The organism is Microbacterium phyllosphaerae (genome assembly GCF_017876435.1).
Classification (GTDB): Bacteria; Actinomycetota; Actinomycetes; order Actinomycetales; family Microbacteriaceae; genus Microbacterium; species Microbacterium phyllosphaerae.
Genome location: NZ_JAGIOA010000001.1, coordinates 1,507,066 through 1,525,895 on the forward strand (window position 1 = coordinate 1,507,066; position 18,830 = coordinate 1,525,895).

Below are 18,830 nucleotides of genomic sequence, written 5' to 3' on the forward strand. Positions count from 1 at the left end.
TTTTCCTCGAGCTCCAGACGCGAAGGGCGCCGGGAGCTGCATGCCGGAGCATGACCGGCAGGGAACCTCCCCATTGAGAGCTGCAGATATGCCTCAGGATGCACCCCGCGTCCTGGTCGTCGACGACGACCCGGACGTCGCCCTCCTCGTCAAGACCGTGCTCGAAAGACGAGCCGGCTGTGAGGTCGTGGTCGCGCAAGACGGTCTCTCCGCCGTCGAGCGCCTCACACGCTTCACACCCGACGTGGTCGTCACCGACATCGAGATGCCCGGCCTCGACGGCCTCGAGCTTCTCGCGGAACTCCGGCGGAAGGACCCTCTGGTCCCGGTCATCGTGATGACCGCGCACGTCTCGGTCGAGTACGCGGTCTCGGCGCTGCGAGCGCAGGCTGACGAGTTCCTGACCAAGCCGCTCGACAACGCGCGCCTGGTCGAGGCGGTCTCGCGACTCGCAGCCGAGGGACGCGCCAGGCGAGAGGCAAACCGGTCGCCGGAGGTGATCCTCGCCATCGGCGCCCATCCGGACGACGTCGAGATCGGCGTCGGTGGCATCCTCGCCGCTCACGCGCGTGCAGGCGACTCGATCACCGTGCTCACCCTCTCGCGCGGCTCGCGCGGGGGAGACGCCGAGAGCCGTCAGCATGAGTCGCTCGCTTCGGCCGACATGCTGGGGGCACGCCTCTTCCTCAAGGATCTCGTCGACACCGAGATCTCCGGAGGCGGCGCGACGGTGCGGCTGATCGAGGAGGTCGTGCAGGAGGTGCGCCCGACGATCGTCTACACGCACTCCAGCCACGACCGTCATCAGGACCACCGGGCCGTGAGCGAGGCGACGATCGCCGCCACCCGACGTGTCGGAACGGTCGCCTGCTATCAGAGCCCCTCGTCGACGATCGACTTCCGCCCGACCCGGTTCGTGCGGATCGACCAGGATCTCCCTCAGAAGCTCCGACTGCTCGAGTGCTTCGCCTCGCAGACCGCGATGCGCGACTATCTCGAGCCCGACTTCGTGACCGCCACCGCCCGGTACTGGTCGCGCTTCGGCGGGGGCGTGGCCGTCGAGCCGCTCGAGGTCGTACGCGAGACCGCCGAGTTCATCGGAGCCCACGAGCTCGCACGACGGGAGAGCTGATGACTGCACGCGTACTGGTGACCGGTGCGGGAGGGCCCGCCGGAGTCGCCGTGATCCGCTCTCTCCTGCGTCGCTCCGACCTCGAGGTCTTCGCCGCCGATATGGACGGCTGGGCGAGTGGCATCTACCTGGTGCCCTCCACGCATCGCCGTCTCGTACCGCCGGGGCGAGACGAGGACTTCGTGCCGGCGATCTCGCGGATGGTGGCCGAGGACCGACTCGATCTGGTGATCTCGACGGTCGACGTCGAACTGATCGCGCTGGCCGGACGCCGCGACGAGCTCGCCCCCGCCGTGCTCGCGGCTCCTTCCCAGGACACGCTGTCGGTCGCGCTCGACAAGCTGCTGCTCGCCGAGCGCTGCGAGGCCACAGGTCGCACCCCGCGCACGGTGCTCGCAGGCGCCGACGCCGTGGCCGTCGACTGGGAGTTCCCCGTCTTCGCCAAGCCTCGTCAGGGCGCGGGCAGCCGGGGCATCCGCCTGGTTCCCGATCGCGCGGCCCTCGAGGCGCTGCCGCTGGACGAGGGCCTGATCGTCCAGGATTACCTCCCCGGCGAGGAGTACTCGGTCGACGTGATCGCGGATGCTGCCGGTGAGGTGATCGCCGCGGTGCCCCGCACCCGTGCGAGGGTCGATTCGGGCGTGGCCATCGCCGGTCGCACCGTGCACGACCCCGAGCTCGAGGAGACCGCCGCGGCCGTCGCGAAGGCGATCGGTCTCGTCGGCGTCGCGAACGTCCAGCTCCGCCGTGACCGCGAGGGGCGGGCCGTGCTGCTCGAGGTGAACCCACGGTTCCCCGGGGCGCTGCCGCTCACCATCGCGGCGGGCGTCGACATCCCCTCGCTCGTCGCGGATCTGTTCCTCGGCAGGGAGCTGCCGTCGTCGATCGCCTTCCGTGAGATCGCCTCGGTGCGCTTCCTCGAGGACGTCATCGTCGAGGTCGACGAGGTGCTCGTGTCGGAGCACGCCGGGCATCAGGAGGAGCTGTGAGCGACCCCCTGCTGCGCGGCGATCACCACGTCCATTCGACGTTCTCGGACGACGCCGTCTCGACCCTCGCCGAGAACGTGGCCGCCGCCGCGGCGGCAGGGCTCATGACCCTCCGCCTCGTCGATCACGTGCGCCGGTCGACGACCTGGGTTCCCGATTACCTCGCCGCCGTGGGCGAGCTGCAGGTGCCCGACGGACTCACGATCCTGACGGGCGTCGAGGCCAAGATCCTCGACGCGTCGGGCGAGCTCGACATCCCCCACCTCCCGGCAGGGATCGACCGCATCCTCATCGCCGACCACCAGTTCCCCGGCGTCGACGGTCCGCTCGGCCCGACCGCGGTGCGTGAGCGGATCGCGGACGGCTGGGCGCCGGACGACGTGCTCGACCAGCTGGTCTCGGCGCTGGACGCCGGGATGCGCCGTCATCCGGGCAACCAGCTCGCCCACTGCTTCTCGATCCTCCCCAAGATCGGTGTGTCCGAAGACGACCTCGGTGCCGAGCGGGTGGCCGCGTGGGCGAAGACCGCAGCCGAGACTCACACGCTGGTCGAGGTGAACGAGAAGTGGGGCTGCCCCGGGCCGTTGCTGCTCGACGCCCTGCACGATGCGGGTGCCGAGCTCGTGGCATCCACGGACAGCCACGTCGCCTCCGAGGTCGGGCGCTATGCGCGCGTGGCCGAGCTCCTCTCGCAGCGGAAGTCGCGCTGATGCCCGAGCTGAATCTGGTCGAGACCATAGTCGTCGTCATCCTCTTGCTCTGCGTGCTCGTCGGCACCCTGCCGGTGATCAACACGGGTCTTCAGTTCCTCGCGCTGCCCCTGCACGCGTTCCGCAACCACTACGGCAAGGCGGCGCCGCACCATCCGCGGGTCGCCGTGCTGATCCCCGCCTGGAACGAGGGGCTCGTGCTCGGTCCGGCGATCGAGCGGCTGATGCAGCTCGAGTACCCGGCCGATCGTCTGAAGATCTTCGTGATCGACGATGCGTCGACCGACGACACGCCCTCCGTGGTGGCGGCGAAGGTCGACGCGCATCCGGGTCGGGTCGTGCACCTGCGCCGCGAGCAGGGCGGTCAGGGCAAGGCGCACACGCTCAACCACGGACTCGAGATCGTGCTCGCGGACGAGTGGACCGAGGCCGTGCTGATCATGGATGCCGACGTGATCTTCGCGCGCGACTCGCTGCGCAAGATGAGCAGGCACCTCGCCGACGAGAAGGTCGGCGCGGTCACGGCGTACATCGCCGAGGGCAGTCGCGATCGCAACTACCTGACCCGGTTCATCGCGATCGAGTACGTGATCGGACAGCTGTCCGCGCGTCGCGTGCAGAACGTGGGAGGCGCGATCGCCTGTCTCGCCGGAGGGGCGCAGTTGCACTCGCGGGCCAACCTCGAGGCGATCGGCGGGAGGATCCCGACGGGCACGCTCGCCGAGGACACCATGACCACGTTCGAGGGGCAGCTGGCCGGCCGACGCATGGTCTTCGAACCGCATGCCGTCGTGCTCGCCGAAGAGCCTCGCACGATCGACAGCCTCTGGAAGCAGCGTCTGCGCTGGGCGCGAGGCAATGTGCAGCTGACGTCGATCTATCGGAAGCTGTGGTTCCGACCCAGCCGCGCGCACAACCTGGGAAGCTTCTCCTTCGGACTCGCCTGGTTCACGATCCTGCTCCTGCCGGCCTTCATGGTCCTCGCCGCCGCGGGGATGCTCGCCCTGCTCGTGCTGCACAGCGACATCGCCGATTTCGTGTTCCGTTTCATGTGGATCTCCGCCGCGTGCATCTACCTGTTCTCCATGCTCTACTCGGTGCAGCTGGATCCGCGGATCGGTCGTCAATCGTGGCGTGAGGCACTCATGTTCCCGGGGCTCGGCGCCCTGATCCTGATGGCGATCGCCCTCTTCCCGTGGTTGTTCGAGAGCGGCCTGCAAGAGCTCGGTCTCGCGGTCACGGACCAGACGCGCTTCCTGTGGGCCGTGATCTTCTACCTGTGGGGGCCGATCTCGATGCTCGGGATCTGGCTCGCCCGTGCCGTGGAACCCCTGCCGGCCGGACGCTTCTTCGCCGGGCTCCTCCTCTACGTGTGCGGCTACGGGTCATTGCTCTGCGCCATCACCGTCGATTCGTACATCAAAGAGTGGCGTCGCGCTGACGCCGCATGGATCAAGACCGAGAAGATCGGACGGGTCGACTCATGACCGCCACACCCTCACCCCAGGCGGAGCAGGAGGAGATCGCGACGGACGCCCGTCGCGAGAAGCGCCTCGTACCCCAGGCGCTTCTCGCTCTCGGAATCGTCGTCGTCGTCGTCATCGTGAGAGAGCTGTTCCTGCGATGAGCGGGCGGCCGCTGGCTCTCGTCGTCGAGGACAGCGCGGATCAGATGGACCTCCTCCAGCGGTACCTGGATCGCGAGGGGTTCGACGTGTTCGCAGCGATCGATGCGGAATCGGCCATCGCGGCGTTCCCGACGATCAGCCCGTCCGTGGCCGTCGTCGACCTCCTGCTTCCCGGAATCACGGGTGAGGAGTGCGCACGCCTCGTGCAGGCGAGATTTCCGGACTGCTTCCTGATCGTGAGTTCTGTGCTCGATGTCGCCGACTATCCGGATGCCGATGCGGCGTTGCCGAAGCCGATCGTCGGAGCGGACCTCCGCCGACTGCTCCGAGGCGTGGCGCGATGACCACGACGAACGTCGTCCAGGCGTCGATGGAGCGGGGATGGCGTAAGTACTTCGACAATCCCACTCCGCTGATGAAGCAGGGCCCCACGGCGATCGCGGTCGGGATCGCGGCGCTGCTGATGTGGGCGATCCCAGGGGTCCCCGTCACCGACGCGGTCGTCGCGATCACCGGCATCCTCGCGGTCGCGGCGGTCACCGCGCTGGCCGGCGTCCTCTCCGTTCGCGGCGTGTACGACGGCTGGGTGACGATGCTGATCCCGATCGTCAGCATTATCGGGATCGGCGCGCTGCGTGCGGGCACCGGAGGAGCGACGTCGCTCTTCTCCTCGCTCGTGCTGCTTCCGGTGATCTGGATCGCGGCCGCTCCCGGACGCAGACAGGTCTTCCTCGTCGGCATCTTCACGTCGATCGCGCTCCTGATGCCGAACATCATCGATCCGCCGGAGGACTCGGCCGCCTGGCTGCGCGGCATCATCGGTCCTCTCGTGTTCGCCACGGTGGGCGCGATCGTGAACGAGCTGTCCCGGCTCCAGAGGCTGCGCACGTCGCAGGCCGAGGCTCTCGTCGCCGAGCGGACCGCCGCCCTCGTCGCCAATCAGGCGATGCTCGAGAAGCTCAGCGCCAGCGAGCAGCAGTACCGAGCGCTGTCTGAGTCGTTCACGAGTCTGTGGAACTCGATCACCGGTCAGGCGGTCATCGCCACCGACAACTGCGGCACGATCAGCGCATGGAACCCCGGGGCGGTGCGGTTGCTGGGCATGCCCGTGCGCGACGCGCTGGCCGAGGTGCGCGTCGACCGATTCTTCGAACCGAACGCTCTCGCGCAGTTCGCCCCGAAGGGGGCAGTGGAGACTGAGGATCGACTGCACCCCGGATTGCGTGCACTGTTCGACGAGGCCGATTCCGGTCTGTCGGTCGACTCGCACATCGACGTCATGACGACCGGCGGGTCGACGGTCCCGGCGCGGGTCACCGTGTCGCCGTACCAGGATTCCGACGGCTCGCGACACGGGTACCTGCTCGTGATCACCGATGAGACCCGGGCGGTCGAGGTCGCCCGCATGAAGGACGAGTTCGTCGGCATGATCTCGCATGAGCTGCGCACGCCTCTGAGCGCGATCATCGGATTCCTCGATCTGCTCCAGAACGACCCGGGGCAGCCCCTCACGACCGATCAGCAGGAGTTCGTCGGCATCATCGAGCGCAACGCGCAACGACTGCTCAACCTCGTGGGAGACCTCCTCTTCACCGCTCAGGTCGAATCGGGGAGGTTCCCGCTCGAGCGTCGGGACGCCGACGTCGTCGAGCTCGTGCGCAACGCCGTGGAATCCGCCGGACCCCATGCGCAGCGCGAGGGGATCGAGATCATCGCCGAGGTCCCGACGGCTCCTGTGCACCTGTCGGTCGACTCGGGACGGATCGGTCAGGCGCTCGACAACCTGCTCTCGAACGCGCTCAAGTTCACCGGATCAGGGGGGCGGGTCACCGCGAGCGTGCGGATGCATGACGGAGGCGTTGAGTTCGCCGTCCGCGACACGGGTGTCGGCATCCCGGAGGACGAGCAGGGGATGCTGTTCACACGCTTCTTCCGCGCATCGACGGCGACGCAGAACGCGGTGCCCGGGGTGGGGCTCGGGCTCACGATCACCCGCGCGATCGTGCTGGCCCACGGCGGCACGATGGATGTGACGAGCAGGGAGGGCGTCGGCACCGAGTTCCGGATGCTCCTTCCCGCCGCCGCGCGCACCGAGGCCATCCAGGTCGTCCGCTGACCGCGACCGTCTGCCGGGCTGCGACCTGATAGCCTGGTCGGCTCGCCATGCGGGCGGAAGGACGGCCACGCACGGTGGGATATATAGATGTAGCCGGGGTCTCACTGACCCTGCCGGACGGCAGGCCGTTGCTGGATGACGCGACGTTCCGCGTCGGATCGGGGTCGACGAGCGCGCTCATCGGCCCCAACGGGGCGGGCAAGACGACGCTGCTCCGCATCATCCGCGGCGAGCAGGCTGCCGATGCCGGAGTCGTGACGATCGACGGTGGACTCGGCGTCATGGACCAGTTCGTCGGGCACGGAGAGCCGGGGCAGACCGTGCACGAGCTGTTGGTGCGTGTCGCCCCTCGGCGCATCAGGCAGGCGGCGGAAGTGCTCGAATCAGCCGAGAACGCGCTGATCGAGCGCGACGAGCACGACACGCAGATGGCGTATGCGACGGCGATCGCCGAGTACGCCGACGCGGGCGGCTACGAGCACGAGACGGTGTGGGACCAGTGCACGGTCGCGGCCCTCGGCGTTCCCTACGACCGGGCGCGCTTCCGCGAGCTGACCACGCTCTCGGGAGGCGAGCAGAAACGCCTCGCTCTGGAAGCGCTGCTGCGCGGCCCCGACGAGGTTCTCCTTCTCGACGAGCCCGACAACTATCTCGACGTGCCGACCAAGCGCTGGCTCGAGGATCAGCTGCGGCAGACGCCGAAGACGGTTCTCCTCGTGTCGCACGACCGCGAGCTCCTGGCGCGCGCGGTCGACCGGCTCGTCACTCTCGAACCGGGCGGGGCCGGGGCGTCGGCATGGGTGCACGGCGGAGGCTTCGCGACGTGCCACCAGGCGCGCAGCGACCGGATGGACCGCCTCGACGAACTGCGTCGGAGGTGGGACGAGCAGCACGAGAAGCTGCGCGTCCTCGTCGCGAATCTCAAGGTCAAGGCGTCGGCGAACGACGGGTTCGCCTCGAGGTATCAGGCGGCCCAGACCCGTCTCCGCAAGTTCGAGGAGGCGGGACCGCCCGAGGAACGACCACCCGCACAGGAGTTCGACATGCGCCTCCGGGGGTCGCGCACCGGCAAGCGGGCCGTCGTCGCGGAGCGGTTGGAGCTCACGGGACTGATGCGGCCCTTCGACGCAGAGGTCTGGTACGGCGACCGCGTCGCCGTACTGGGGTCCAACGGGTCCGGAAAGTCCCACTTCCTGCGCCTGCTGGCCCGCGGCGGAAGCGACCCCGACTCGACACTCGGTCATGTGACCTCGACGGGTGAGCAGCTGGCGGAGGTCGCTCACGCCGGCCGCGCGATCCTCGGTGCCAGAGTCGTCCCCGGGCTGTTCGCGCAGACGCACGCGCACCCGGAGTTCGTGGGGCGCACGCTGCTCGAGATCCTGCACCGCGGTGACGAACGTCGGGCGGGGATGCCGAGGGATGCCGCGAGCTCGGCGCTGGACCGCTACGGGCTCGTGCGGCAGGCGCAGCAGACGTTCGAGTCGCTGTCGGGTGGGCAGCAGGCCCGCTTCCAGGTGCTTCTTCTCGAGCTCTCGGGTGCGACACTGCTGCTGCTCGATGAGCCGACCGACAACCTCGACATCGAGTCGGCCGAGGCTCTCGAAGAGGCACTCGTGCGCTTCGAGGGCACTGTGCTCGCGGTCACGCACGACCGCTGGTTCGCGCGCTCGTTCGACCGATTCCTCGTGTTCGGGTCGGACGGGGAGGTGTACGAGGCGGATGCTCCCGTGTGGGACGAGCGCCGGGTCGCACGCGCCCGCTGAGATCGGTCGTTCTGAGCGCGTCCGGCGTCAGGCGAGCCGGAACGCTGCGGCGGCGTGCGCGGCCGGGTCGAGCGCGAGATCGGCCAGCGTGGCGCCGACGCCCGGGGCGAACTTGAACCCGTGCCCCGAGAAGCCCGCTCCCACCACGATCCGTCCCCGCCGGTCGAGCACGAAGGCGCTGTCGTCGGTCGAGGTGTAGGTGCAGCTGATCGGCGAGGCGGATGCCGGGTCGAGGCCCGGCATCCACTCGCGCACGTAGTCGGCCAGCGCCTCGGCATGGGTCGTCCGGTGCGGGCGCGCATCAGGGTCGACGGCATCGCCGACCCGGTGGAACCCGACCTTGACGCCCTCACCCGGCGTCGGCATGCCGTAGACCGTCGCCGGATAGCGGTCGGTGTCGACGTAGTGGTTGAACGACGGCCAGGCGGATCCGTCCACGGGCAGGAAGTGGGCAGGCGTCTCCTCGGTGACCTCGAGCCGGGGAAGCCCGATGCCGGGGAGCATCTTCTCGGTCCATGCACCCACCGTGACGACGGCGACGTCGGCGCGCACGCGGCGCTCGCCGAGGAGCAGTTCGACGCCGGCGTCGGTCTCGTCGATCCGTGTCACCGGGGTCTGCCAGCGGACCTCGCCACCGGCGGCGACGATGCGCTTCTCGAGTTCTTCCAGTGCCGCGGATGCCCGGGCGACGCCGGCGTCGCGGGAGTACAGCACCGGGCCGTCGAATCGCATGCCCGACCAGCGCGATGCGGCTTCGGTCGGCGGAAGGATCTCGGCGTGGATGCCTCGCTCATGGAGGCGGCGTTCGATCGCGGCGACATCGACGTCGCCGTGCGTGACCAGGCCGTGCAGACGAAGCAGCGGCTCGCCGTCGACGGGGCCGAGCGCCTCCCATCCCTCTCGTGCGCGGACGAGGAGGTCGAGGTAGTGCTCCTCGTCGTAGGCGTTGTTGAAGTTGCGCGTCGCACCGTGCGAGGCTCCTTCTCGGTGCCCGCGGGCGAAGCGCTCGAAGACCACCGGTCGGTGGCCTCGCCTGGTCAGTTCCCAGGCTGTGGCGAGTCCCATCACGCCGCCTCCGACGACGGCGACTTCCACGGCATCCACCGACATACTGCCTCCCGATCTCGGTTCCAGTCTCCCAGCCGTCGGCACCTCCGCGCGCGCCCGGTAGTCTGGAGGGGTGACCATGGAGATCGAGCTCGGCCGAGGCAAGCGCGCGCGACGCGCGTACACGTTCGACGACATCGCGGTGGTGCCGTCCCGGCGCACGCGCAACCCGGAGGATGTGTCGACCGCCTGGACGATCGACGCCTTCGGTTTCGGCATCCCGGTGCTGGGCGCTCCGATGGATTCCGTCGTGAGCCCGCAGACGGCGATCATGCTGGGGCAGCTCGGCGGTCTGGGCGTGCTCGACCTCGAGGGTCTGTGGACCCGCTACGAGAACCCCGAGCCGCTGCTGGCCGAGATCGCCGGTCTCGATGAGAGCAAGGCGACGGCGCGCATGCAGCAGCTGTACGCCGAGCCGATCAAGCCCGCCCTCATCACGCAGCGCCTCGCCGAGATCCGCGAGGCCGGCGTCACTGTCGCCGGCTCGCTGACTCCGCAGCGCACACAGGAGTTCTACGACACCGTGGCCGCAGCCGGTGTCGACCTGTTCGTCATCCGCGGCACGACGGTCTCGGCAGAGCACGTGTCGAGCGTCGACGAGCCGCTGAACCTCAAGAAGTTCATCTACGACCTCGACGTGCCGGTGATCGTCGGCGGCGCAGCCACCTACACGGCCGCGCTGCACCTGATGCGCACCGGTGCCGCCGGCGTGCTCGTCGGCTTCGGTGGGGGAGCGGCATCGACCACCCGTGCCACGCTCGGCATCCACGCTCCGATGGCGACGGCCGTCTCCGACGTCGCGGCTGCGCGTCGCGACTACCTCGACGAGTCCGGCGGACGCTACGTGCACGTCATCGCCGACGGTGGGGTCGGCACGTCCGGCGACATCGTCAAGGCGCTCGCGATGGGTGCTGACGCCGTCATGCTCGGCGTCGCGCTCGCCCGCGCCACCGACGCGCCCGGCCGCGGATTCCACTGGGGCCCCGAGTCCCACCACCCGAAGCTCCCGCGCGGTCGTCGCGTCGAGGTCGGCGGCATCGGCACCCTCGAGGAGATCCTCTACGGTCCGGCTCCCGTCGCCGACGGCACGGCGAACCTCATCGGGGCGCTGCGCAAGTCGATGGCCACCACCGGATACTCCGATCTCAAGGAGTTCCAGCGGGTCGAGGTCGTGCTCGCACCCTACGAGGCCTGAGGCTCCGCTCGACACCGTGACTTCTCCCGTACTGTTCCCGCCGACCCTTCGCGAGGTCATGCTCCGGGGACGCTGGATCGGGATGCTCGTGCTGTGCCTGGTCGTCGCCGGCGTGTTCGCCTGGCTCGGCCAGTGGCAGTTGGAGCGTGCGATCGAGACCGATCCGCCGCCCGCCGGAGCGACCGAGCAGGTGCGTCCGCTGACCGACGTGGTCGAACCGGGCGCGTATCTGCCCGAGCCGCTCGTCGGACAGAAGGTCGAGACGTCGGGAACCTGGATTCCGGATGACTTCCTCGTGGTGTCCAGCCGGTTCAACGACGATGTCGAAGGCTACTGGGTCACGGGTCAGCTGCGCGTCGCGGAGCGCACCTCGATCGCCGTCGCGATCGGATGGACCGCCGACCGGTCCGTCGCGGATGACGCCGTGGAGAAGCTGAACGCCGGCGAGGCGGAAGCCTCGATCACCGGGCGTCTGATCTCGGACGAAGGGCCGTCGGCGCCGCCCAAGGACGACCCTCAGCGCATGGACCGCATGTCGACCGCCGCCCTGCTGAGCCACTGGCACGACGTCGATCAGCTCGATGTGTACCGGCCGTACCTGGCGTCGACGACGGCATCGGCCGGACTCGCCGACATCTCGTCTCCGGCGCCCGAGGAGCAGTCTCCGGTGAACTGGCTCAACATCTTCTATGCGGTGGAGTGGGCGATCTTCGCCGGGTTCGCGTTCTACCTCTGGTATCGACTCGCGAAGGACGCCTGGGAGCGCGAGGTCGAGGAGTTCGAAGACGCCGCCGCGGCCGAGACCGCCTGACCCGTCGCGCGCGCCTGCGCGTGGAGCGATGCGCATCCGAGCGCTGACGCCCACGGTATTCCACCTTCGTCAGGGGTGGTTTCCGACGTTCGGTGAGGGCTTGGTTACCAATCGGAAAACTCCGTTGAGGTTGTCTGAGGGCCTCCGTATGCTCGCTCACATGTGCGTCAGCTGAGAGCGCGCAGCCACGGTTTCACGAGAGCCGTCGCCAGACGATACCCGAGGAGACAACACAGATGATGTCCGCTCCCGACGCCGCGAACCACGAGGTTCCCGGGTCAGCTCGCAGAAGTCGGGGGCGTCTCGGCGTCCTCGCCGCCACCTGCGTCGCCGCTCTGGGCGCCAGCGCCCTGATCGCGGCTCCCGCATCCGCCGACGTCTCCGGGACGGGGGTCGTCATCAACGAGGCCTACCTCTCCGGGGGCAGTGCCGGAGCAGCCTTCACGAACAAGTTCGTGGAGCTCTACAACCCCACCGCATCGCCCGTCACGCTCGACGGCATGTCGCTGCAGTACCGCTCGGCGACGGGAACGGGCAACTCCAACGGCGTCGCGCCGCTCACCGGCGTCATCCCGGCCGGCGGCCACTACCTCGTGCAGGCAGGCAGCAACGGCGCGAACGGCGCCGCCCTGCCGACCGCGGATGCGGTGAGCACCCTCAACCCGAGCGGCACCAACGGCACCCTCGCGCTCGTCGACGGCACCGCAGCGGTCGCGCTGACTCCGGGCTCCGTCACCGGCGTCGACGGCGTCATCGACGTGCTCGGCTACGGCACCTCGAACACCTTCGAGACCGCGGCGGCGACGCCGCCCACCGGCAACACCGACGTCAAGTCGCTCAACCGCACCGACGGCAAGGACACCGACGACAACAAGGCGGACTTCAGCCTCTCGGCGACCATCACGCCTCAGAACACCGGCGGCACCGACCCGGGTACCGACCCCGGCACCGACCCGACCGAGGTGTCCATCGCCGAGGTCCAGGGCACGGGCGATGTCTCGCCGCTCAACGGCCAGACCGTCACGGTCGAGGGCGTCGTCACGGCCGACTACCGCACCGGCGGCTACAAGGGCATCGTCATCCAGACTGAGGGGTCGGGCGGAGAGAACGACGCCACCCCCGGCGCATCCGACGGCGTCTTCGTCTTCCTGAACGCGCTCGCGCCCACGCTCGAGATCGGCGATCTCGTCTCGGTCACGGGCTCGGTCAGCGAGTACTTCGGCCAGACCCAGATCAACCCGACCGCACTCTCCGGCGTCTCGGTGGTGCAGGCGGGCGTCGGGGTCCCCGCGCTCACGCCGCTTCCCGACACGGTCGAGGGCGCGGACCGCGAGCAGTACGAGAACATGTACGTCGCACCCGCCGGCACGTACCGCGTCGCGTCGAGCCACCAGCTCTACAACTTCGGAGCACTCTGGCTGAACGCCGGTGCCGACCTCAACGTCAAGAACACCGAGACCGTGCGTCCCGGCGACGAGGCGAAGGCGATCGCTGCGGCGAACCGCGCGAACCGCATCCTCCTCGATGACGGCTGGTCGATCCAGGTCACGAACAGCGGTCACCCGAACGACCAGCCCTACTTCACGAAGGACCTCGTCGTCCGCAACGGCGACACGGTCGACTTCAGCGACAGCGGATACGTGCTGCAGTACGGCTTCGACGACTGGCGTCTGCAGCCGGTCGTGCCGATCGACAGCACCTCGTCCGACGACCTGAAGGTCGGCTTCGCCGCGACGAACCCCCGCACCGACTCGGCACCCGACGTGGGCGGCGACGTGCAGGTCGCGTCGTTCAACGTGTTCAACTACTTCACGACGCTCAAGAGCGAGAACTCGAACGCTCGGGGCGCCGCGAACGCGGCCCAGTTCGAGATCCAGAAGTCCAAGATCGTCGCGGCCATCAACGGGCTGGACGCGGAGATCGTCTCGCTCATGGAGATCGAGAACTCGATCAAGCTCGGCGGCTCGCTCGACGAGGCGCTGGCCGATCTGGTCGACGGACTCAACGACGCTCTGGGCAGCGAGGAGTGGGACTACGTCCGCACCCCCGACGAGCTGAACGACTCGGCGACCACGGACTACATCACCAGCGCGATCATCTACAAGAAGGATGCCGTCGAGACGGTGGGCGACAGCCTGACCGTGACCGACGAGACCGTCTGGGGCAACGCCCGCGAGCCGATCGCGCAGGCGTTCGACATCGACGGACGCGTCGTCACCGTCGTGGCGAACCACTTCAAGTCGAAGTCGGCACCCGAGGGCGGCGGCGCGGAGCCGGCCGACGGCCAGGGCTTCTTCAACGCCGACCGCGTGAAGCAGGCGAACTCGCTCAAGGGCTTCACCGAAGAGATCGAAGAGTCGACCGGCAGCAGCGACATCCTGCTGATCGGCGACTTCAACGCCTACGCGAAGGAAGACCCGATCGAGGTCTTCACGACCGCGGGGTGGAGCGACGTCGCTCGGGAGAAGGCCCCCGAGCAGCACACCTACACGTTCGACGGTGAGCTCGGCTCGCTCGACCACGTGCTGGCATCCCCGTCGCTCGCCGCATCGATCACCGGAGCAGGCGTGTGGAGCATCAACTCGCCCGAGTGGAGCGACCGCGGATACGCGTTCGGCGCCACCGACGCGGGCACGCCGTTCCGCTCCAGCGATCACGACCCGATCATCGTCGGTGTCGCGTCCGAGATCCCGCCGGTCAGCATCGACATCGTCACGATCAACGACTTCCACGGCCGGATCGAAGCCGACGGCGCTGCCGCCGGTGCCGCCGTGGTGGCCGGAGCCGTGAAGCAGTTCCGCGAGGAGAACCCGAACACGATCTTCGCCGGAGCCGGTGACCTGATCGGCGCCTCGACGTTCACCTCGTTCATCAACGACGACAACCCGACGATCGACGCGCTCAACGCCGCCGGTCTCGACGTCAGCGCGGCAGGAAACCACGAGTTCGACCAGGGCTGGGAGGATCTGCGCGACCGTGTGCAGGACCGCGCGGACTGGGAGTACATCTCGTCGAACGTGTTCGTGACCGAGACCGGAGAGCCTGCGCTCGCCCCGGCCTGGGTCAAGGAGCTCGACGGCGTGCGCGTCGGTTTCGTCGGCGCCGTCACGGAGGACCTCGACTCGCTCGTGTCTCCCGAGGGCATCGCCGACCTCGAGGTCCGCAGCATCGCCGACTCGGTGAACGCCGTCGCCGACGACCTGCGCGACGGAGACCCCTCCAACGGCGAGGCGGATGTCGTCATCCTCCTCGTCCACGAGGGCGCATCCAGCGTCGAGCTGTCGAGCATCACTCCGGACTCGCCCCTCGGCGAGATCGTCTACGGAGTGGATGACGACGTCGACGCGATCGTGTCGGCGCACACCCACCTCGCGTACAACCACGTCATCGACGGCCGACCGGTCGTCTCGGCAGGGCAGTACGGCGAGAACCTGGGTCTCATGAACCTCCAGGTCGACCCGAAGACGAAGGAGCTCATCTCGATCACGAACGAGATCAAGCCCCTCACCGCGGCCGGCAAGCCGCTCTACCCGGCCGTTCCTGAGGTCGCCGACATCGTCGCCAAGGCGAAGGCGGAGGCCGATGTGCTCGGAGCGGTGAAGGTCGGCGACATCACCGCCGACTTCAACCGCGCTCGCCAGGCGAACGGGTCGGAGAACCGCGGTGGCGAGTCCACCATCGGCAACTTCGTCGCCGACGTGCAGAAGTGGTCCACCGGCGCGGACATCGCGCTGATGAACCCGGGTGGCATCCGTGCCAACCTCACGTACGCCTCGTCGAACGCCAGCGACCCGAACGGCAACGTCACGTACCGCGAGGCGGCGACGGTGCAGCCGTTCGCCAACACGCTCGTGACGCTGACGCTCACCGGCGCGCAGCTGAAGGGCGTGCTCGAGGAGCAGTGGCAGCCGGCAGGCTCCGCGCGTCCGTTCCTCAAGCTCGGTGTGTCGGAGGGGCTCGTCTACACGTACGACCCCGCAGCCGCACAGGGCTCACGGGTCACCTCGATCACGCTCAACGGAACCGCGATCGACCCGGCGGCGAACTACACGGTGGCGGCCAACTCGTTCCTCGCGGCGGGTGGAGACAACTTCCTCACCTTCAAGGAGGGCACGGGCAAGCGCGACACCGGCAAGATCGACCTGCAGTCCATGGTCGACTGGTTCGACGCGAACAAGACCGCGACCCCCGACCTCGCCCAGCGCGCGGTGGGTGTCTCGGTCAGCGCACCGGATGCCGACGGCTACAGCGCCGGCGACCAGGTGACCGTAGCGCTCTCTTCGTTGGCTTTCAGCGCGGGGGAGCAAGCTCCCGGCCAGGTGACGCTGTCGCTCGGTGACACGCAGCTCGCCGCCGGTGCCGTCGACCCGACGATCGTCGACGCCACCGACGAGGCCGGTCGCGCGTCGCTCACCTTCACGGTTCCCTCGGGCGTCTATGGGGAGCAGCTGCTCACCGTGGCCGTGGCCGGGACCGGGACGACGGTGCAGGTGCCGTTCACGATCGCGGGGGAGGAGCCGGCGGAGTTCGCGGGTTCCATCGACCTCGGGTCCTCGAAGGTGACCGCGGGCAAGAAGCTGAAGATCACCGGTGAGGGCTACGAGCCCGGCGAGACGGTGACCGTCGAGCTGCGGCCCAAGAAGGGTGCGGCCACCGAGGTCGGCACCGTCAAGGTCAAGGCCGACGGCACCTTCTCGACATCGGTCACCGTGCCGAAGGGCACGCAGCCGGGCAAGTACACGGTCGCGGTCGCGCAGGCCGACGGAGACGCGGCCACGGCCACCGTCACCGTGAACCGCGCAGGCGGGATCGGTGGCATCATCGGTGGCATCCTCGACTGGCTGTGGGACCTCCTCAACGGGTGGTTCTGACGCCATCGGGCGTGTGACGCAGGCATGACAGAGGCGAAGGCCGCCGGGAGACATCCCGGCGGCCTTCGTCGTGCGTGCGAGCGATCGCCGCGTCAGGCGGAGATGACCTCGACCTCGGCCTGCGCGAGAGCGGTCGCGAACGCCGATTCCGGGGGAGTGTCCGTCACCAGGTAGTCCGCACGGTCCAGAGTCGTGACCTGCGCGAACAGGCGGCGACCGAACTTCGAGGAGTCGGCGAGGATCGCCGTGCGCTCGGCACGCTGGATCATCTCGGACATCATGTTCGCGTCGCCCATGTTCGACGTCGAGAACCCCGCCTCGTCGATCGCTCCGACGGCGATCAGCGCGAGATCGCAGCGGATGTCGACCTCCGGGCCACCGGGGGTCATCGTGAACGTGACGGGTCCGGTCGTGGCCTGCGTGATCGCCCTGACGGCTCCGCCGAAGACATACAGGTCGCGGAAGGCGGAGGGCGAGATCTCCGCAGGGATGCGGAGATTGTTCGTGGCGATCGTCAGATCGCGGTGATTGCGGAGAGCACGGGCGAGAGCCAGGGTGGTCGTCCCCGCGTTGAGCATCACGACCGCGCCGTCGTCGATCAGCCCCGCGGCGAGGCGGGCGATCTTCTCCTTCTCCTCGATCTGCATCCGGAGTCGCACATCGAGCGCGCGGTCTTTGAGCTGACCCTCGGCGCTGACGGCGCCGCCGTGGGTGCGGATGACGACGCCCTCGCGGTCGAGCTGGTCGAGATCGCGGCGGATCGTGTCGATGGAGACGCTGAAGTGCTCGGCGAGACCTCCGACGGTCACCTCTCCCACCTGCTCGACATAGGCGGCGAGATCGGCCTTCCGACCAGCGGGGAGTCGGCGCTTCGGCGACGGTGCAGATGCTTCCATGCACACATCTCTAGCACATGTCGGCAGAGAAGTCGGCAGACTTCAGCAGATAACAGCATCCGAGATCTCGGTATGACCAACTTGGTTCTCGCCGGGAAAACAGGGATACAGTCATCAAATCTGTAGTTACATGTAGGAACAAACGCAGATATGTGCTTGACGTTCTCGCAAATGTCGGCATAACATGGCTTAAAACCGCACGAACAAGCATCGAAGCGCGTGTGCGGCACGATCTCGAAGAGGAGAAGTGATGATCACAGTGGGGCGAGGGCGACGCATTCTGAAGCTCGCCGGCGCAGCGACAGCAGCCGTGACAGTCCTGGCCGTGGCAGGTTGCGCGGCTGGCGACAGCGGAACCGATGGAGGGGATGGCGGAGACGTCACCATCGAGTTCGCACAGTGGTGGGAGCCCGAGCTCCCCGACGGTGAGTTCCGGGCGCTCATCGACGAGTTCGAAGACGCCAACCCGGGCATCACGGTCAAGCTCGTGAGCGGACCGTATGCATCGACCAAGGAGCAGCTGTTCGCAGGAGCGGCATCCGGAACCATGCCGGACGTCGTCGGCCTCGACGGTGCGTGGGTGAACGACTTCGCCTCGCAGGGCGTGATCGCCGACCTCACCGCTCTGATGAAGGAGAACGACTACGACGACAGTGAGCTGGCGAGCCAGATCCAGGTCGACGGCAGCACCTACATGATCCCGGTCGTGAACTTCGTCTACCCGATGTTCACGAACGACACCCTGCTGGCCGACGCCGGCGTCACCGCACCTCCCACCACCCGCTCGGAGTTCGCGGACGCCGCATCGAAGGTCTCGGCTCTCGGCGGCGACGTCTCGGGCTGGGTGCTCCCGCTCTCGCTGGAGGCACCGAACGGCGTGCAGAACGATGTCATGTCGTGGGTCTGGGCATCGGGCGGCTCGATGCTCAAGGACGGCCAGCCCGACCTGACGAACGACGACGTCACCTCGGCCGTCGATTTCATCGGCGACATGTGGGATGACGGCTCGATCGCCTCGGGCTCCTTCACCATGAAGGAGCAGGACAAGGTCGAGGAGTTCACCAACGGTCGCGTCGGCATGATGATCGACTCGCTCGCGCACATCAACCTGATCCGTGAGACGAACCCCGACCTGAAGTTCTCGATCTCGGCGCTTCCCGCCGAGGACGGCTACGACGGCGAACGGGGCATCCCGTACGCATCCTGGGGCATCGGCGTCGCCGAGAACTCGGAGCACAAGGATGCCGCGTTCAAGCTCGTCGAGTTCCTGATGAGCGAGCAGACCAACTCGGAGCTCTCGACGATGGCCAAGGCCTTCCCCGGCAACTCGAAGTCCGTTCCCGACTTCGTGAACGACGACGAGCTGTTCAAGCAGGCGTTCGACATCTACCAGGCGGGATACCCGGCGAACGAGTTCACCGGACTCCCCGTGGCGGAGGACCTGATGCGTCAGCTCGGCGAGCAGCTGCAGTCGGCCTTCGACGGTCAGCAGTCGATCGACGACGCGCTCAAGAAGGCGCAGGAGAGCTGGAAAGCGGAGTTCTGATCTCCCGCTTCCCGAATGAACGGGGTGCCGCATCGCGACCGATGCGGTGCGGCACCCGACCAACCAA

Annotated in this window: 14 protein-coding genes; 12 read left to right on the top strand and 2 right to left on the bottom strand. The window is 68.2% G+C overall.

Features of this window, described 5'->3' with window-relative positions; translation table 11 throughout:
• The first annotated feature begins 88 nt into the window (after positions 1–88).
• The 8 genes from JOF42_RS07055 (at position 89) to JOF42_RS07090 (ending at position 8,337) form a co-directional block, all read left to right on the top strand.
• The gene (locus JOF42_RS07055; RefSeq protein WP_210097211.1) at positions 89–1,132 is read left to right on the top strand and encodes a response regulator; all 1,044 of its coding nucleotides are present in this window, start codon (positions 89–91) and stop codon (positions 1,130–1,132) included.
• On the top strand, positions 1,132–2,121 hold the full coding sequence (locus JOF42_RS07060; protein ID WP_210097212.1) for an ATP-grasp domain-containing protein: 990 nt from the start codon (positions 1,132–1,134) through the stop codon (positions 2,119–2,121). Before JOF42_RS07055 ends, JOF42_RS07060 begins: the two co-directional genes overlap by 1 nt.
• Positions 2,118–2,831 carry a PHP domain-containing protein gene (locus JOF42_RS07065; protein WP_210097213.1) on the top strand — a complete coding sequence of 238 codons (714 nt, stop codon included), beginning with the start codon at positions 2,118–2,120 and terminating at the stop codon, positions 2,829–2,831. The genes JOF42_RS07060 and JOF42_RS07065 overlap by 4 nt, the downstream gene beginning before the upstream one ends.
• Positions 2,831–4,318 (top strand): glycosyltransferase family 2 protein, encoded by a 1,488-nt coding sequence (locus JOF42_RS07070; RefSeq protein WP_210097214.1) that lies wholly within the window; start codon positions 2,831–2,833, stop codon positions 4,316–4,318. Before JOF42_RS07065 ends, JOF42_RS07070 begins: the two co-directional genes overlap by 1 nt.
• On the top strand, positions 4,315–4,458 hold the full coding sequence (locus JOF42_RS07075) for a hypothetical protein (protein WP_210097215.1): 144 nt from the start codon (positions 4,315–4,317) through the stop codon (positions 4,456–4,458). The genes JOF42_RS07070 and JOF42_RS07075 overlap by 4 nt, the downstream gene beginning before the upstream one ends.
• A complete protein-coding gene (locus JOF42_RS07080; protein ID WP_210097216.1) occupies positions 4,455–4,802 on the top strand; it encodes a response regulator transcription factor in 348 nt (115 codons plus the stop codon). Before JOF42_RS07075 ends, JOF42_RS07080 begins: the two co-directional genes overlap by 4 nt.
• Positions 4,799–6,574 carry a sensor histidine kinase gene (locus JOF42_RS07085; RefSeq protein ID WP_210097217.1) on the top strand — a complete coding sequence of 592 codons (1,776 nt, stop codon included), beginning with the start codon at positions 4,799–4,801 and terminating at the stop codon, positions 6,572–6,574. Before JOF42_RS07080 ends, JOF42_RS07085 begins: the two co-directional genes overlap by 4 nt.
• Positions 6,575–6,648: 74 nt before the next feature.
• Positions 6,649–8,337 carry an ABC-F family ATP-binding cassette domain-containing protein gene (locus JOF42_RS07090; protein WP_210097218.1) on the top strand — a complete coding sequence of 563 codons (1,689 nt, stop codon included), beginning with the start codon at positions 6,649–6,651 and terminating at the stop codon, positions 8,335–8,337.
• Between the two features lie 27 nt (positions 8,338–8,364).
• Here the strand turns inward: JOF42_RS07090 and JOF42_RS07095 are convergent, their stop codons facing one another.
• Positions 8,365–9,447, bottom strand: a complete 1,083-nt coding sequence (locus tag JOF42_RS07095) for an FAD-dependent oxidoreductase (protein WP_210097219.1) — start codon at positions 9,445–9,447, stop codon at positions 8,365–8,367.
• 76 nt (positions 9,448–9,523) lie between these two features.
• Between JOF42_RS07095 and JOF42_RS07100 the strand changes: the two genes are divergently transcribed.
• From JOF42_RS07100 to JOF42_RS07110, 3 genes are all read left to right on the top strand, one after another.
• The gene (locus JOF42_RS07100) at positions 9,524–10,639 is read left to right on the top strand and encodes a GuaB3 family IMP dehydrogenase-related protein (protein WP_210099112.1); all 1,116 of its coding nucleotides are present in this window, start codon (positions 9,524–9,526) and stop codon (positions 10,637–10,639) included.
• Positions 10,640–10,697: 58 nt separating this feature from the next.
• On the top strand, positions 10,698–11,450 hold the full coding sequence (locus tag JOF42_RS07105) for an SURF1 family protein (protein WP_210099113.1): 753 nt from the start codon (positions 10,698–10,700) through the stop codon (positions 11,448–11,450).
• A 239-nt stretch (positions 11,451–11,689) separates the two neighbouring features.
• A complete protein-coding gene (locus JOF42_RS07110; RefSeq protein ID WP_245340744.1) occupies positions 11,690–16,321 on the top strand; it encodes an ExeM/NucH family extracellular endonuclease in 4,632 nt (1,543 codons plus the stop codon).
• A 92-nt stretch (positions 16,322–16,413) separates the two neighbouring features.
• Here the strand turns inward: JOF42_RS07110 and JOF42_RS07115 are convergent, their stop codons facing one another.
• Positions 16,414–17,217, bottom strand: a complete 804-nt coding sequence (locus JOF42_RS07115) for a DeoR/GlpR family DNA-binding transcription regulator (protein WP_210097221.1) — start codon at positions 17,215–17,217, stop codon at positions 16,414–16,416.
• 250 nt (positions 17,218–17,467) lie between these two features.
• On the opposite strand from JOF42_RS07115, the gene JOF42_RS07120 reads away from it, so the two are divergent.
• Positions 17,468–18,763: an ABC transporter substrate-binding protein gene (locus tag JOF42_RS07120; RefSeq protein ID WP_210097222.1), complete on the top strand. Its 1,296-nt coding sequence runs from the start codon at positions 17,468–17,470 to the stop codon at positions 18,761–18,763.
• The last annotated feature ends 67 nt before the right edge of the window (positions 18,764–18,830 follow it).

Bases quoted from the DNA above. Each gene is read 5' to 3' on its own strand.
- JOF42_RS07055 (WP_210097211.1), top strand. From the start codon at position 89: ATGCCTCAGGATGCACCCCGCGTCCTGGTCGTCGACGACGACCCGGAC.
- JOF42_RS07060 (WP_210097212.1), top strand. From the start codon at position 1,132: ATGACTGCACGCGTACTGGTGACCGGTGCGGGAGGGCCCGCCGGAGTC.
- JOF42_RS07070 (WP_210097214.1), top strand. From the start codon at position 2,831: ATGCCCGAGCTGAATCTGGTCGAGACCATAGTCGTCGTCATCCTCTTG.
- JOF42_RS07075 (WP_210097215.1), top strand. From the start codon at position 4,315: ATGACCGCCACACCCTCACCCCAGGCGGAGCAGGAGGAGATCGCGACG.
- JOF42_RS07080 (WP_210097216.1), top strand. From the start codon at position 4,455: ATGAGCGGGCGGCCGCTGGCTCTCGTCGTCGAGGACAGCGCGGATCAG.
- JOF42_RS07085 (WP_210097217.1), top strand. From the start codon at position 4,799: ATGACCACGACGAACGTCGTCCAGGCGTCGATGGAGCGGGGATGGCGT.
- JOF42_RS07095 (WP_210097219.1), bottom strand. From the start codon at position 9,447: ATGTCGGTGGATGCCGTGGAAGTCGCCGTCGTCGGAGGCGGCGTGATG.
- JOF42_RS07100 (WP_210099112.1), top strand. From the start codon at position 9,524: ATGGAGATCGAGCTCGGCCGAGGCAAGCGCGCGCGACGCGCGTACACG.
- JOF42_RS07105 (WP_210099113.1), top strand. From the start codon at position 10,698: ATGCTCCGGGGACGCTGGATCGGGATGCTCGTGCTGTGCCTGGTCGTC.
- JOF42_RS07110 (WP_245340744.1), top strand. From the start codon at position 11,690: ATGTCCGCTCCCGACGCCGCGAACCACGAGGTTCCCGGGTCAGCTCGC.
- JOF42_RS07115 (WP_210097221.1), bottom strand. From the start codon at position 17,217: ATGGAAGCATCTGCACCGTCGCCGAAGCGCCGACTCCCCGCTGGTCGG.
- JOF42_RS07120 (WP_210097222.1), top strand. From the start codon at position 17,468: ATGATCACAGTGGGGCGAGGGCGACGCATTCTGAAGCTCGCCGGCGCA.